This is a genomic window from Bradyrhizobium sp. AZCC 2262 (genome assembly GCF_036924535.1).
Lineage (GTDB): Bacteria > Pseudomonadota > Alphaproteobacteria > Rhizobiales > Xanthobacteraceae > Bradyrhizobium.
This window is the reverse complement of sequence record NZ_JAZHRT010000001.1, coordinates 1,370,909-1,386,403: the sequence shown is the minus strand read 5'-3', so window position 1 is coordinate 1,386,403 and position 15,495 is coordinate 1,370,909. Positions and strand designations below refer to the sequence as shown.

14 protein-coding genes are annotated in these 15,495 nt (G+C 62.5%); 2 read left to right on the top strand and 12 right to left on the bottom strand.

What is annotated here, in order from left to right:
* Positions 1-2: 2 nt before the first annotated feature.
* The 3 genes from V1283_RS06400 to V1283_RS06390 all read right to left on the bottom strand — a co-directional run bounded on the left by V1283_RS06400 (position 3) and on the right by V1283_RS06390 (position 3,356).
* Positions 3-1,505, bottom strand: a complete 1,503-nt coding sequence (locus V1283_RS06400; protein WP_334385593.1) for a glycosyltransferase family 39 protein — start codon at positions 1,503-1,505, stop codon at positions 3-5.
* A 194-nt stretch (positions 1,506-1,699) separates the two neighbouring features.
* Positions 1,700-2,830, bottom strand: coding sequence for a glycosyltransferase family 2 protein (locus tag V1283_RS06395; RefSeq protein ID WP_334385592.1), 1,131 nt, complete (start codon positions 2,828-2,830; stop codon positions 1,700-1,702).
* A 325-nt stretch (positions 2,831-3,155) separates the two neighbouring features.
* A complete protein-coding gene (locus V1283_RS06390; protein WP_334385591.1) occupies positions 3,156-3,356 on the bottom strand; it encodes a hypothetical protein in 201 nt (66 codons plus the stop codon).
* Positions 3,357-3,571: 215 nt separating this feature from the next.
* On the opposite strand from V1283_RS06390, the gene V1283_RS06385 reads away from it, so the two are divergent.
* Positions 3,572-4,249 carry a phasin family protein gene (locus V1283_RS06385; protein ID WP_334385590.1) on the top strand — a complete coding sequence of 226 codons (678 nt, stop codon included), beginning with the start codon at positions 3,572-3,574 and terminating at the stop codon, positions 4,247-4,249.
* A gap of 85 nt (positions 4,250-4,334) precedes the next feature.
* Here V1283_RS06385 and V1283_RS06380 read toward each other — a convergent pair whose 3' ends face one another.
* The 8 genes from V1283_RS06380 to V1283_RS06345 form a co-directional block, all read right to left on the bottom strand.
* On the bottom strand, positions 4,335-4,475 hold the full coding sequence (locus V1283_RS06380) for a hypothetical protein (protein ID WP_334385588.1): 141 nt from the start codon (positions 4,473-4,475) through the stop codon (positions 4,335-4,337).
* Between the two features lie 29 nt (positions 4,476-4,504).
* Positions 4,505-6,013, bottom strand: coding sequence for a SulP family inorganic anion transporter (locus tag V1283_RS06375; protein WP_334385587.1), 1,509 nt, complete (start codon positions 6,011-6,013; stop codon positions 4,505-4,507).
* Positions 6,014-6,066: 53 nt separating this feature from the next.
* A complete protein-coding gene (locus V1283_RS06370) occupies positions 6,067-6,945 on the bottom strand; it encodes a formylglycine-generating enzyme family protein (RefSeq protein WP_334392970.1) in 879 nt (292 codons plus the stop codon).
* Between the two features lie 135 nt (positions 6,946-7,080).
* Entirely contained in the window at positions 7,081-8,448 is a 1,368-nt protein-coding gene (locus tag V1283_RS06365) for an arylsulfatase (RefSeq protein ID WP_334385586.1), read from the bottom strand.
* Positions 8,449-8,573: 125 nt separating this feature from the next.
* Positions 8,574-9,446, bottom strand: a complete 873-nt coding sequence (locus tag V1283_RS06360; protein ID WP_334385585.1) for an ABC transporter ATP-binding protein — start codon at positions 9,444-9,446, stop codon at positions 8,574-8,576.
* On the bottom strand, positions 9,443-10,450 hold the full coding sequence (locus V1283_RS06355; protein ID WP_334385584.1) for an ABC transporter permease: 1,008 nt from the start codon (positions 10,448-10,450) through the stop codon (positions 9,443-9,445). Before V1283_RS06355 ends, V1283_RS06360 begins: the two co-directional genes overlap by 4 nt.
* Positions 10,451-10,467: 17 nt before the next feature.
* Positions 10,468-11,904 carry an ABC transporter substrate-binding protein gene (locus V1283_RS06350; RefSeq protein ID WP_334385583.1) on the bottom strand — a complete coding sequence of 479 codons (1,437 nt, stop codon included), beginning with the start codon at positions 11,902-11,904 and terminating at the stop codon, positions 10,468-10,470.
* Between the two features lie 530 nt (positions 11,905-12,434).
* Complete coding sequence (locus V1283_RS06345; protein ID WP_334392969.1) at positions 12,435-13,157, bottom strand: Crp/Fnr family transcriptional regulator; 723 nt, start codon at positions 13,155-13,157, stop codon at positions 12,435-12,437.
* A 381-nt stretch (positions 13,158-13,538) separates the two neighbouring features.
* On the opposite strand from V1283_RS06345, the gene V1283_RS06340 reads away from it, so the two are divergent.
* Positions 13,539-14,363, top strand: a complete 825-nt coding sequence (locus V1283_RS06340; RefSeq protein ID WP_334385582.1) for a DUF72 domain-containing protein — start codon at positions 13,539-13,541, stop codon at positions 14,361-14,363.
* Between the two features lie 64 nt (positions 14,364-14,427).
* Here the strand turns inward: V1283_RS06340 and V1283_RS06335 are convergent, their stop codons facing one another.
* Positions 14,428-15,399: a Bug family tripartite tricarboxylate transporter substrate binding protein gene (locus V1283_RS06335; protein WP_334385581.1), complete on the bottom strand. Its 972-nt coding sequence runs from the start codon at positions 15,397-15,399 to the stop codon at positions 14,428-14,430.
* Between the last annotated feature and the right edge of the window lie 96 nt (positions 15,400-15,495).

The window sequence follows — 15,495 nt, the reverse complement described above, 5'->3', positions numbered from 1 at the left end:
CCCTACTGCAATTCCGGCGGCGGCGTGCGGTCCAGCACCTCGCCCTTCGGCCCTTCGAGCAGATCGAGCGCATAGGTCTCGATTACCAGCGGGCCGCGCTTGCGCTGGACCTCCCCGACCCGTTCGATACGGTCAAACCTGTCCTTCAGATGAGGTGCATCGCCGAGCCAGGCCTCAAACACATACAACGATTTGCCGGCGAGCTGTGCCGCATCAGGTTCGGGCATGTTGATCCAACGGATGCGCTGGCCGTGCTGCGCGACACAGGTGCCCTTCGGCAGATAGAAGGCGAGCCAGGCGGTGGTGCCGTAATCCCCCGCGAGCACGCATGTCGCGCCAACGCGCGCCCTCGCCGCCTCAATCCCATCGGCCGTTTCGCGCCAGCCGATGCCGATGCTGCGCACGGTGGCATCGCGGCGATAACCCGAAAGCACGCCGGTGTCGGCCTGCACGACCAGCAGTACGAACATCAGGACACCGCCCGGCGCCGCCCAGCGCCGGCAGAAATCGGCCAGCCGCTGCCGGCGCGGCTCCCATTCGACCAGATGCGCGGCGACGGCGGCGGCGATCACAAACGCTGGGTAGACCGGCGCAAACCAGTTGGCCTCGACGCGGGCATGCAGCGAATGCCAGACGAAATAGACAACAATGACCCAGAACATCGTATTGACGAGCGCGCGTGCCGGCAGCGTGCCGGCGCGTCGGCGGAACAGCGCGTAAAGCCCCATCGCACCGAGCATCCACACCAGCGGCGTCGCGAACGCGATCTGCGTCGGGATCAGTTCGGCGATGAAGACCGGGCGGAAATCCTCGATCCGCGCCCGCCCCATCTGCTTGATGAAGGACACCCAGTGGTGGTCGGCGTTCCAGAGAATGACCGGCGCAAACACAACCAGCGCGACCAGTCCGCCAAGATAAGGCCAGGGCAAGATCAGCCAGTGCCGCAGCTTGGGAACGGCGACCAGCCAGATCAGGATCGCCGGTCCGAAGAACAGCGCGGTGTATTTCGACAGCAGCGCGCAACCGGCGGCGGCGCCGACCGCCAGCCACCACACGCCGCGGCCGGTCTGCAGCACCTTGGCGAGCGCAAACAGCAGCAGGCTGGAAGCCACCAGGAGCGGCGCGTCCGGCGTGACGATCATGGTGCCGACCGCGGCCATCAGCGTGATGTTCAGAAGGATCGCCGACGAGGCGGCCACGCGCCGGCTGCCGAACAGGATAGCGGCGGCCTGATAGATCGCCCAGCTCATCGGCAGCGCCAGCAGGATCGAAACCAGCCTTACGCCAAATTCAGTATCGCCCGCGATCAGCGTGCCGAGCCGGATCACCACGGCGACCATCGGCGGATGATCGTAATAGCCGCCGGCGAGATGGTTCGACCACATCCAGTAATAGGCTTCGTCGAAGGTGATCGGCGTGAACGCCGCGGCTACCAGACGCAAGCCAACCAGAGCAAGGATCGCCAGACCCGTATTGAGGGCAACCCGCGCCTCGTTCGGCTTCATTTTGGAGCCCGCCCGCCACTCGTCATCCCCGCGAAAGCGGGGATCCAGTACGCCGGGAAACCTGCGATCAACTCGATAGGCCGCGGCGTACTGGGTCGCCCGGTCAAGCCGGGCGATGACAGCGGAGTATGAGCCGCGCGCGTCATCCCATCACTCTTCACGCGAACCGGCTATCCACTTCGAATCGCTATCCGTCATCGCTTGCGCCAGACGAACAGTCCGGACATCGCGTAGTTCCAGACCACGCCCATCAGCGCGCCGGCAAGCCCCGCGAGCCACCAGATCGGTTCCTGGTCGAAGACCGCGAACGCGACGCCGACATTGGCGAGCAGTCCGACGCCGCAGACGAGATAGAACAGCAACAGGCCCCGCAGGATGGCAAATCCCTTCAGCCGCTGGTCGCGGTAGGTAAGGAAATTGTTCAGAATGAAATTGCTGGTCATCGCGATCAGCGCGCCGGCCGCCTGCGCCTCCGCAAACGGTTCCTGGAAGATTTCGTGCGCGATGAACAGCGCCGCGAGATGCACGACAAGGCCGGTGCCCCCGACCATCGCGAACAGCAGGAAACGCAGCGACACCACGTCGTGCGTCAGCTTCGCCAGCACCAGGCCGAGGAAATCCAGCGCCACCATGGAATCGAGTTTGCTCTCGCCGTGCTGGCGCGAACCGAACGTGAAGGGAATTTCGATGGTGCGCAGCTTGCCCTGCGCGGTCGCAATGACGTCGAGCAGGATTTTGAAGCCCTGGGTCGAGAGCTGCGGTGCCAGTTGCTCGAAGCGATCGCGGCGAATCATGAAGAAGCCGCTCATGGGATCGGCAACCTCGACCTTCAGGGCGCGCCTGGCGACCTCGGTTGCCAGCTGGCTGGCCCCGGCCCGCTGCTTGTTGAAACTGTCGGCGCTGCCGCCCTCGATATAACGGCTGCCGATCACGAGTTCCGCCTCGCCGCTCCGCAGCAGCGCGACCATCTTCGGCAGTTGCGTCTCGTCGTGCTGCAGATCGGCGTCGATGACAGCCGCATAGAGGCTGTTCGAGGCCAAAATACCCTCGATGCATGCACCCGAAAGGCCGCGCCGCCCGATCCGGCGGATGCAGCGGACACGGGAATCCTTCCGCGCCAGCCCCCGCACCACTTCCCAGGTCCCGTCAGGGGAATTGTCATCGACAAAAACCACTTCCCAGGAAATGCCGGTCAGCGTGGCCTCGAGCCGCCGGTACAGCACGGTGACGTTGTCGCGCTCGTTGAAGGTCGGCACAACGACCGAAAGCTCAGGCAAACCGGCCTGCGACAGGGTTTCGGGGCTCGGTTTGATGGCGTCATTCATGAGCGCCAGCGTATATCCGCAGCCGGCTGACATGCCAAGGCGAGCTTCAGGAACGAGGTGACTGGACGGTGAAAACGGGGGACGAAATCCACCCGGCGTATGCCCCGGCGTGAGCGAATCAGTGGCCGCCGCCGGATCGGGTGCAGGGCCGGCTTCGCGCGAAAATGCCCTGAAAATGCCAACGACCACGAACAGAGGGCGCGCGTACATCCGGCGCAGCCAAACTATTCATGGTCGTCCCAGCGCCGGAGCTTTGAAGCGTCAACGTCGCCGTTGTGCCTAAAATAGGAACGCCCGGGGCCTTCCGCAAGGGGCGATCCCGTGCCTAATTCGGAACCTCGCGAATCACCGGCCCGCGCGGGGCTGGCGCCGCCGGAACCTGCTGAAGCGCCGGCGCAGGTTGCTGGAGGCTCGCCGGCCTGGCGGGCTTTCCGAACTGGCCGATCGGTCCGTAGGCGATTGCAACCACCATCACGATCGACGCGATGATGGCTCCCAAAAGACCGGCAACTGACTGCGAATTCATACTCGACTACCCCCTAGCCTGACCGGGGAACTGATATCACGGAAAAAGCGCGCGGAGGAATAGTCCCGGCGTCAGGCACCGACAAAACCGGACGCTGACACGACCTTCAAAATCTCACCACGCGAGCGCCGCGCAACGGACAAGCAAGAACCGCGATTCCATCGTAAACAAGGCAGAGTCTCGACCTTTGGGTTGACAGGGAATAGGGGAAAAAAATGTCGACGACAGATGATACCAAACCGGCCGGGAAATCCGGACGGCGCAAGGGCAAGGGCGAGCAGCGTAAAAAAGCTGTTTCCCAAAAGGCAGTTTCTCAAAAGGCGGTTGCCCAAGAGAGTTTGCCGGAGAGCCCGGCGCCGGCTCAACTGCAGAGTCCGGATCAGGAACTGCAGCAGCCGCAGCCCGACCACGTGGAGAGCCCGAAGGTCGATCAGCAGCCCGCCGTCGAGGAGCCTGTCGTTGCCGTCGTCGCGTCGCCCGAGCCGCAGCCGGCCGCGCCCTTGCCTTCCGAGCCCCCTCCCGCCGAACCCGTCTCGGCTGCGCCGTCGCCTGCCGAGCCCGTCTCAACCGAGCCTCCGTCAACCGAGCCTGTGTCAGCCGCGCCGTCACCAGCCGAGCCTGCGCCGGTGAGCCTGCAGACCATCGCGAATGCCTATCGCGACTACACAAGGAAATCGATCGAGGAGTTCGGATCGTTTGTCGAGCAGCTCAGCGGCGTTCGCTCGCTCGACAAGGCGATGACGGTTCAGAGCGAATTCGTGAAGCGGGCCTATGAAACTTCGGTCGCGGAGTCGCAGAAGATATGCGAACTCCACAACCGCCTTGCCAAGCAAACCCTCGACCCGTTCAAGGGACTGACGGGCAAGGCGCCCACGACGCACGGCAAGCCTTGAGATTCATGCGAGACCGGTTTGACGCAAGTTGATGGAATCGAGAGGCTCCGGTTTTCCGGAGCCTTTTTTGTCGGCGGAATTACGCCTATGAGCCGGCACCCTGCCCCTGACTTCGTTTCGACGCCGGTCCGGCCCCGCGCATGTAGTGCCGTTCTGGCCGGTAGCGGCCGGCCCAGACCCGCATGATCCTGCCGGTGAAGGTCGATATCCAATGAAAGATGGCCATCGATCGGTCCTTTCGTCTTTCCGAACAATTCACGCGCCGAGCTGGCCGGTCAGCCGCTCATGAAACGAGCTGCTGCGCTGGTCGAGCCCGGTGAAGGTGACGGTGGCGCCGTGGTCGCGGTACTTCGTCTCGATCGAGTCCAGCGCCGCGACGCTCGATGCATCCCAGATCTGGGAATGGGTGAGGTCGATCAGAACACGCTTGGGATCGTCGCCGTAGGAGAAGCGCTCGACGAGATCGTTGCTTGAACCGAAGAACAGCGGCCCGTGGACGCTGTAGCGGACCGATTGGCCGTCCTGGCTCACGGTGCGCTCGGTGCGAATGACATGCGCGACCCGCCGCGCGAACAGGATCATCGCCAGCACCACGCCGACGGCGATACCGATCGCGAGATTGCCGGTAACGACCGTTACCGCAACGGTCGTCACCATGACCAGCGTTTCCGGGATCGGCATCCGCTTGAACGTCGTCAGCCTGACGCTGTGCCAATCGATCGTCTTGAGTGCCGCGATCATCATGACGGCGGCCAGCGCCACCATCGGTATCTGCGCCATCAGGTCGCTGAGTGCGGTCACCAGCACCAGCAGCACGATCGCGGCCACTGCCGTCGAAATGCGGGTGCGGCCCTGCCCGATCTTCACGTTGACGACGGTTTGCGCAATCATCGCGCAGCCGCCGATGCCGCCGTAGAATCCGGCGGCGATGTTGGCGATGCCGAGCGCCCAGGATTCCTTTCCCTTGTGCGACCGCGTGTCGGTCAGATCGTCGACCAGCTTGGCCGTCAGCAGCGTCTCGAGCAGGCCGACAAAGGCGACGCTGATGGCGGTCGGCCAGATGATGCGCAGCGTGTTGAGATCAAGCGGAACGGCAAAAGCAGAGATGCCTGGCAGCCCCGGCGCCATCGTGCCCTCGCCGCCGACATTGGGAACCGTGAGATGCCCCAAGATCACGATCGAGGTCACCACGATGATGGCGACCAGCGGCGCCGGCACGGCGGTCGTAATCCGCGGCATGACGAGGACGACCGCGATCGTCAATGCGAACAGCGGATAGACCGGCCACGGAACGTTGAAAATGTGAGGCACCTGCGCGGCGAAGATCAGGATTCCGAGCGCGTTGACGAATCCAATCATCACCGAGCGCGGGATGAAGCGCGTCAGCCGCGCCAGTCCGGCAAGGCCGAACCCGATCTGGATGATACCGGCGAAAATGATCGTCGGCAGAATGTAACCGACCCCATGCGCCTTCACCATCGGCCCGATTACCAGCGCGATCGAACCGGCCGCTGCGGTGACCATGGCGGGCCTGCCGCCGAGAACGGACATCACGAGACAGAGCACAATCGAGGATACCAGCGCCACCTTGGGATCGACGCCGGATACGAACGAGAATGAAATGACCTCGGGGATCAGCGCCAGCGCCGTGATGATTCCGGCCAGCGATTCCCGAATGAAGAGGTTCGGCGCGCGAAGCACCGCAAGGGGCGACGGCGAGTCTTCGAATTCTGATTGTGCGACGGCGGGGCTGGACGTTTGCATGGGATAAATCCGGAAGATGTTGACTGCTCTTTCGCGTCGGCGGCTGGCTCTCGTCAGTTGCCCGGCGGTTTGCGCACGACACAGCGGAAGCCGATGTGACAGGTGGAGGAATCGACCGTTTCGCCCTGACGGGCCGACGGCCGATACCGAAGACAGTAGTTGGGCGCGCAGAGATGCGAGCCGCCCTTCACGACGCGGCGCGTCGATCGGTCATCGCCCGCATTCGGATGGCAGCAGGATTGCGGCGGCTGAACAGGCGCCGCGTCATAAGGGCTCGACGTCCATTCCCAGACATTGCCGACCATGTCGAACAGGCCATAGCCATTGGCTGGAAAGGCGTCGACCGGCGAGGTGCCCTCGTATCCATCCTCGTTGAGATTTTCGTGCGGGAACTGGCCCTGCCAGGTGTTGGCCAGAAACCGTCCCTCGGGATTGGCGGCATCGCCCCACGAATAGGCCTTGCCTTCGAGACCGCCGCGAGCGGCAAACTCCCACTCCGCTTCGGTCGGCAACTCCTTGCCGCACCAGGCCGCATAGGCGAGCGCGTCCTCATAGGCGACGTGTACGACGGGATGATCGTCGCGGCCGACGATCGAGCCGTCAGGCCCTTCCGGATGCCGCCAGTCCGCGCCGGGACGGTATTCCCACCAGGCGAGGTTGTTGCGCAGGCTGACCGGGCGGTCCGGTTTGACGAACACCAGCGAACCCGGCACCAGCAGCGCGGGATCGGCATCGGGATACATCGCCGGGTTCGGCGGACGTTCGGAATAGGTGATGTATCCGGTCGCATCGACGAACTTCCGGAATTCGCCGTTGCTGACGGGGTAGATGTCCATCCAGAAGCCCTCGACGAAGGCCGGACGGACCGGGCGCTCTTCCCGATAGAAACTGTTGGAGCCCATCAGGAAGGCACCGCCCGGAATCCAGTTCATGGATTCAAGCTCGACCGCGCCAGGCGCATTGCCTGCCGCGGCCTTGCCGGAGAGAGCGCAGCAGCCCTCTCCCCGGCGATTGCCGGCTGCACCATGCGCGATCGTTTCCGCTCTCGTCGGTGCGGTCATCGCTGCTTATGCCTTTGCGTGCTGCTTGGGTACGAAGTCGAGCGGCGCGCCGGGTGGAATCAGTTCCTCCTTCTTGGCGCTCTCCTCGAAATCCCTGATGATGCGTTGCGCGTGCTGCATCACCCACCAGCGGACATAGCGCTGGTTGACGGCTTCACGCTCCTTCGGATCTTCCTGCAGATGCGTGATGCGGGCAAAGCCGAGCGGCAGTTCCGGATCGTGGAAATGCTGCTGCCGCTTGAAGTTGATCTTGAAGTCCTTCCACTTCACGGCGTGCAGCTCGTCCTTGAGCCAGACGATACAGGACTCGCGGTTCGAGGTCGGCTGCTTGCCGAGGAAGAACGGGCTCTGGTCTACGCCATCGATCAGCCGGTCGGCGGGCGCCTTGCAGCCGGTCATCGACAGCAGCGTGGTGAACATGTCGGTGACATGAACCATCTCGTTGCTTTCGACGCCTGCCGGAATCCGGTTCGGCCAGCGGATCAACAGTGGGGTACGGATGCCGCCCTCCGCCGAGCTGAAGTAGGAACCGTCGAAGAAGCCGCCGGTGCCACGGCCGGCGAGATGATCCTCGGCGCCGTTGTCGCCGCACATCACGACGATGGTGTTGTCGGCAACGCCGAGTTCATCCAGCTTGTCGAGCAGCACGCCGAAATCGTGATCCAGCATCAAGAGGCAGTCGCCCCAATCGCCGTTGGTGCTCTTGCCGACGAATTCGTCGCGCGGGCTCATCGGGAAGTGCATCAGCGAGTGGTTGAAGTAGCAATAGAACGGCTTGTCCGCCTTGACGGACCTTTCCATGAACTTGAGCGCGCGCTTCTGGTACTCGAGGTCGCAGGTCTTCTTGGTCTCCATGGTGAGCTGCTCGTCCTTGAGCGGCCATGCACCCTTGCCCTTGACGCCCTCATGCATGTGCGAGAAGCCGTCGCGCTCCGCCACGTAGTGCGGGTCGGTCAGCCACATGCATTCGTCGTAGGTGCGCAAGGGGCCATACCATTCGTCAAAACCGTGATCGGTCGGGAAGCGACCGTCCTCGGCACCGATGTGCCACTTGCCGTAGATCGAGGTGGCATAACCGGCTTCCGACAGGATCGAGCCGATGGTGCGCTCCCACTTGACGATGCCGCCGCCATTGCCGCCAAGCGCGATGGTGTGGTTGCCCGAGCGGATCGGGAAGCGGCCGGTCATCAGCGCCGAGCGGGTCGGCGTGCACTGCGGCTCGACGACATAGTGCGTCAGCTTGACGCCTTGCTTGGCGAAATTGTCCATGCGCTTGGTATCGGCGCCGCGCAGAATGCCGCCGCCGTAACAGCCGAGTTCGCCCATGCCGAGATTGTCGACGTGGAAAAATAGTATGTTTGGTTTGTTTGCCATTGAATTCTCCGATCTGTGACGCAGGCGCAGGTCGTCGTTGACGCGCGCGTTTCCGTGCGTCTCTCCTTGGTTGATGTCGTTGATTGATGTTTCGCGCCTGTTCGGCCGCGACGTTCAAAATACTGTTAGAAGATTTCGCCTACTCCTTTCGGTCCCACTTTCATTCCAAAGCCTGAAAGGCCTCGATCCCTGATTTCCGGCGCCATTGCCGCGAGCGACTCTTCCCGGATCAGGCCCTTGAGCTCCTGCACCAGGTTCATGAATTCCGGCGTGTCGGTCATCTCGGCCCGGCGCGGACGCGGCAGCGGCACCTTGATTTCCGCCTTGATGCGACCCGGCCGCGCCGTCATGACGTAGATGCGGTCGGAGAGGAAAATCGATTCCTCGATATCGTGGGTGATGAACAGCACCGAGATCTTGAACTGCTGCCAGATGTTGGTCAGGATTTCCTGCATCACGACGCGCGTTTGCGTGTCGAGCGCGCCGAACGGCTCATCCATCAGCAGGACCTGCGGACTGGTCGCCAGCGCGCGGACGATGCCGATGCGCTGCTTCATGCCGCCGGAGAGCTGGTCCGGATAATGGTTCTCGAACGACAGCAGCCCGGCGAGATCGAGCAGCGCCCGCGCCGTGGTGTTGCGCTTGCTTTGCTCGACGCCGGCCATCTTCAGGCCGAACTCCACGTTCTTGCGAACCGACAGCCACGGAAACAGCGAGTATTGCTGGAACACGACGCCGCGGTCCGAGCCGGGTTTTGTAATTGCCTTGCCGTCGAGCTTCGCCTCGCCGCTTGTCGGCTTGACGAAACCCGCCACGATGCTGAGTAACGTCGACTTGCCACAGCCCGACGGCCCGATCAGCGAGACGAATTCGCCCGGCTGCACGTTGAGCGACACGCTCTCGACCGCGACGACCTTGTTGTCGTTGGCGCCGAACGTGACACCCATGTCGCGAACGTCGATGAAGCCCTTCTGGGTTTCAGCCATTGTCATCGTCATCGCTTGCCTCCCGGTGCGAATGCCAGCCACGGCATCAGGAGGCTGCCAACCACCCGGATGATGCCGCTGCAGGCCAATCCAAGGAAACCGATCGTGATCATGCCGAGCACGATCGCGGGATAGTCCACCAGCGAGTAGGCTTCCCAGGTGAAGTAGCCGACGCCGAACTGACCGGAGATCATCTCGGCGGCGATCAGCGATACCCACGCCACGCCCATGCCGACGGCCAGGCCGGTGAAGATGTGCGGCAGCGAGCCCGGCAGGATCACGTTCAGGAGCAGCCGAAACTCGCTTGCGCCCAGGCAGCGCGCCGCCCGTACCAGCACGCCATCGAGCGAATGCACGCCGTGGATGGTGTTGAGCAGGATCGGGAAGAACGCGCCGATGAAGGTGATGAAGACGATGCTGGCCTCATTGTTCGGCCACAGCATGATCGACATCGGCACCCAGGCGATCGCCGGGATCGGGCGCAGGATTTCGACGACGGGCATGAACAGATCGCGGACGCGTTGATATTTTCCGATCGCGAGCCCCAGCGGCACGCCGATCGCCATAGCGATGAAGAAGCCGAGCAGGATGCGCCGGACGCTAATGGCGATGTTGATGAGGTACTTGTTGGACAGCCCGACCTGCGTGAGCTGCTGGTACACTTCGTAGGGCGTCGGAACGTTCTTGAAGCGAATGTAGAACTCGAGCCGGTACTTGGTTCCGACATACCAGAACAGGAACAGCGCTCCGATCGAGATGCAGGCAAGTGCGGCGGTGATGATGCGTTCACGGGTGATCTTGGCGAGCAGGCTCCGCAACACCTCGGTTAGCGAAACCGTCGGGGCGACTTCCGGATCCGGCACCGGCAATTCCGAAGTGGCAATCGGCGCACCAGCGCTGGCCGCTGTCTCCGCAGCAGAAACTTCCACTGCGGCAGGCATCACGACTGCCACCGCCGGCTCAGGATCGGAATGCTTTTCGACCATCGGGAGCGCTACGATCTTCGCACTTGCCATGCTGCCCATCAGTCCACCTATTGTCCGACATTGATCGCGTTGAGCACTTCGGCGTAGATCGCCAGCTTGCCGCCGTTCTTGGCTGCATATGCTTCCGCGTCCTTCTTGAGCAGGAACGGCACCACGTCCGGCTTCTTCGGATCGTTGCCGCCGACCGAATAGAATGCGGCGTCCGCGAACACCTTGATTCCGAGCTGGTGATCGACCAGGTAGACCGCATTGAACTTCTTGCCTTCGGCGCCGTATTTCTTCACGCCCAGCAGCGTGCAGACCGGCGAACTGAACGGCACGATGTCGCCGCCCTGGATCCAGATCTCGCCGGTCTTCTTGGGATCATTGACCGGCGCGTTGCAGATCGGATCGGTGCCCGTCACGTTGTAGGTGTCGAACGAGGCAAGCTGCTTGTCGTAATCGAGCCCCTGCTCCTTGAAGGCCTGCCGGACATACTTGTCGTTGACCCAGGCACCGATGTTGAGCTCCTTGATCATGTTCAACTTCTGCAGGATGGCGTAGTTGTTTCCGACCGACTCGACCCACTGCGGCTTGATGGTCGCATCGAGCGTGTGAACTCCACCGGGGCCGAGGAAGATGTAGATCACTTCCTTGTTGATCTTGGTCCACTCCTCGATCTTCTCGGCGGCGAGCTTGGGGTTCTTACGCATCCAGTCGTTGGCCTCCATCAACGCATTGATGTAGGCCACCACGATCTCCGGATACTTCTCGCCGAAATCCCTGCGCACGACGACGCCATGGAACGTCGGGGTCTTGGTCTCGGCACCGTCATAGATCTTGCGGGCGAACCCCTTGAACGGCAGCAATTCTGCGAACGGTACGAAATCGCCATGCGCGTCGATGCGTTTTTCCTGCAGATTGGTGCTGCCAACTTCCGGCGACTGCGATACCAGATTCCAGAAATCCGGCGGCAGTCCCTTCTTCTGCAGCGACGTCAGCATCATGCCGTGAGCGGCGGAGCCGAACGGCACCGACACGTTCTTGCCCTTGAGGTCGGCGAGTTCGTAGAACGGCGAGTCCTTGTGGACGACGATGCCGTTGCCGCCGCCGACCGCGTTGTAGGCGATGATGGCGACGAGCTGGGTTTCGTTCTTGGTGGCCTGCCCCGTAGCGCCGTTCACCATCAGCGGATAGTCGCCCATCATGCCGATTTGGATGTTGTTGGCCATCATGCCGTTGGTGATCGGCGGGCCCGACGTCGCGTTCTGCCAGCTCAGCTTGTATTGAATGTCCTTGTACTTGCCGGTCTTCGGCAAGTGTTTCTCCAGCAGGCCAAGCTCCTTCAGAACGACACCGCCGGTCACCGTATTGGTGGTGGTGTTCTGCGTTCCGATGCCGATCTCGAGGGTTTCCGCGCTAGCGGTTGCCGACGCCAACCCCACGGTTGCTGCGACGAGCAAGGGAAGGAAGCCAGAGAGTTTGGACGCAGGGCCGGCGGTCATTAGACAAATCCTCTTCGAACTGAACTGTGCTGGATTTTGTGCAATGCCCACGCGAAGCGCCCCGGCCACGGAGGAGTGGCTGGGTGCTCGACGGTGAGCAGGCTGACTGGCTTGACGGGGTTGATGGTGCAAGCGATATGCCACGGGCCCCGTGCTGACGACCTGCAGCGGGTTCGGTTCGCGGCGGCCCGGATCGCGAACGGCGTGGATAAAGAAGGAAGTTGACGTCATTTGCCGTGAACTCGCTTGCTTCGATCGCGGACGCTGAAACGTCCGGTAAGCGAACTCTGAACGGCGGCCTTTGAATCCGAAACGACGAACGCCTCGAAGCAGCAACGTATTGCGAAGAAATATCCGGATGCTCAATTAGTGGACAGAAGAGTCGTCCTTCTTGGCTAGCAGATGGGCGCGGTGGCTAGAAATTAGCCACGCCGCTCGGCGCGGGGGCCTCCCCGGAGGGTGCGGAATCGCCTGATAGCGGGAGTTGTTAGCGGCGGCTTGAAGCGGATTTGCGGCCTTTCCGCCAGCCGTCAAACCTCGTCCGAGGCGGCGGTCTTGGCGAGCTTGCCGTCGCGAATTTCGCTCAGCATGTCGGCGTTCTTGATGACGAGGTTGGAGCCATGCGCGGCGAGGATGCCAAGCTCGGTGAACCGCTTGAGGCTGATGGTGACGGACTGGCGCGTCACACCCGTCATATGCGCAAGGTCGGCGTGGGTGAATGACGCAGCGATCAACACCCCATCGCGCTCTTCCACGCCGTAAAGATTCATCAGATGCAGCAGCAGTTGCGCCAGCCGTTCAGTCGGCGAGCGGGTGCCGAGCATCTGGGCCAGCGCGGAATAGCATTGGCCCTTGAAGGAGAGGCCCTCGATGATTCCGATGGCGAGCGCCGGAATCGTCATCACCATCCGCCGCAAAACATCGCCCGGCAAATGCAGCACCGTGCTGTTGACGGCGGCAACCCCCGACCAGATGTGCAGACCCTGCTTGAAGACTTCCGGGCCGCCGACGAAATTGCCAGAGTGCCAGTAGGCCAGCGTGATCTCGCGGCCCGAGGGCGCGGTATAGAACACCTTGATGCGCCCGCTCTCGATCAGGAAGATGCCGTCTTGCGGACTGCCCTGACTGAAGAGTTGCGCGCCGCGATAGAGCACCCGGCGCTTTCCGGAGCCCAGCACGTGCGCGATTTCAGTTTCCGTCAGTCCGCTGAACAAATACGGCGGCCCGTTGCGCTGCGTTCCGCCATCGGTCATCAGCAGCGCGCCGAACTGCGCAGGCGCGCCGGTCTTGCCCGGAGCCTGCGCCGGTTGCGGTGGATGATGCTTGCCGACCATGGATCCGTTCGAAGCCAAACCTAAATCCTAACCTGCGTCGATACAGATGGAGAGCATCAGGCCCGGCTGCCAGATCCCCAGCCGGCAGCGGCCTGCGATGCCGCAAGCATTGCAATTGGCGCGCCAAGTGCCATGTTCATTGTCCGTCGAAGGAACTTCCGTGTCCATATCTCGGGCTGTTGCACTTCGCCACTATCTGCGTTTCCATAAATTCATCGCGTGCTGCGACAAACTGGCCAATCAGGGCCTATTTGGTTAATATCAACCAGGCCTCCTCCCTGCTTCCAAACGAGTCCTCCCGTGAGCAAGCCTTCGAAATCGACCGCGAAAAACAGCGGTAACATCTATATCGGCATCGGCGGCTGGACCTTCGAGCCGTGGCGCGGCGTGTTTTATCCCGAAAAGCTCGCGCAGGCGAAAGAGCTGTCCTACGCCGCCTCGAAACTGACCTCGATCGAGATCAACGGCACCTATTACGGCTCGCAGAAGCCGGAGAGTTTTCGCAAATGGGCACGCGAGGTGCCCGACGGGTTCGTGTTCTCGTTGAAGGGACCGCGCTTCGCTACCAACCGTCGTGTGCTGGCGGAAGCCGGCGATTCCGTAAAACGATTCTACGATTCCGGCGTGGCAGAACTCGGCGACCGACTTGGTCCGGTGCTCTGGCAGTTCGCGCCGACCAAAAAATTCGACGAGGCCGATTTCGGCAAGTTTCTCGAGTTGTTGCCGCGCAAACTCGAAGGGCGCGCGCTACGGCACGTGGTCGAGGTGCGGCATGACAGTTTCCGCGTGCCTGACTTCATCGCATTGCTGCGCAAGTTCGAGATACCCGTCGTGTTCGCCGAGCACGGCAAATATCCGGCGATCGCCGACGTAGTCGGTGATTTTGTCTATGCGCGGCTGCAGAAGGGCAATGACGAGTTGAAGACCTGCTATCCGCCGAAGCAGCTCGACGCCTGGGCCAAGCGCTTTCAGGCCTGGGCCGATGGCGGCGAGCCCGACGATCTGCCGCGTGTCGACAAGGCCACGCCCGCGAAGGCGCCGCGCGACGTGTTCGCTTACGTCATCCACGAGGGCAAGGTGCGCGCACCGGCCGGCGCGATGGAATTGATCGAGCGTGTGAAGTAGCCATAGCGTTTTCGAGCGAAGTGGGAACCGGTTCGCGTAAAGAAAACGCGTCAAACAAGAGTCTTCAGTCCAGCTTGATGCCGGCCTCGCGGATCAGTTTGGTCCAGCTCTCGTATTCAGAGGCGACGAAGGCGTCGAGCTTGTCGTCCGGCAGATCCCACACCTCCCCGCCGCTCTTCTCAAAACGCTCCTTCAGTTCGGGCAGCGAGGCGCGGATATCGCGGCGCAGTCTTGCGATGACGTCCGGCGGGGTTTTTGCAAGCGCGAATATTCCGAGCCAGGAATCGACATCGAGGCCGGATACACCGGCTTCCGACATTGTCGGGACGTCGGGCGCCAGCGCGCTGCGTTTCGACGACAGCACCGCAATGCCCCTCGCCTGTCCGGACTGCACGTAAGGCAGGCCCGCGGCGATCGAATCGAAAAACAGGTCGATGCGGCCGGCGAGCAGATCGGTGAAGGCCGGCGGCGATCCCTTGTAGGGTATCTCCTGAAATTTTACGCCGGCCGCCTTCATGAAGGCAGCGGCCACCAGATGCTGGCCGGTGCCGACGCCGGCGGTCGCGACCGAAATCGAGCCCGGGTTGGCCTTGGCGGCGGCGACAATGTCCGCAAGCCCGCCATGCGGCAGATCCTTGCGGCCGACCATCACGTAACCGAACTTGTAGATCAGCGCGACCGGCACGAAATCCTTGCGCGGATCGTAGCCGAGCTTCGAATACAGCGCCGAATTGAACGCCATGTTGGAGAGCCCGCCGACCACCAGCGTGTAGCCATCCGGCTCGCTCTGGCTTGCCGCCTGCGTACCGACCACGGTGCCGGCGCCCGGCTTGTTCTCGACGACGAAGCCCTGCCCCATCCGCTTCGACAGCGCATCTGCAAGCTGCCGCCCGACCAGATCGTAACTACCGCCGGGCCCGATCGGGACGATGATTTTCACCGGACGGTCGGGATAGCCGGCCTGTGCGTGCGCCGCCGCGACGCCCAGCACGAGGAATGCGACCATCCATGTCAGCGAGCGACAAATTCGGTTCATCGTGTTCCCCCGGAACGAACGGCCATCATCTGGCTCTTTCCGCAACTATGGGACACCCCGCCCCCGACGGCAACGCGGATGTGGCAATCCGTCGAC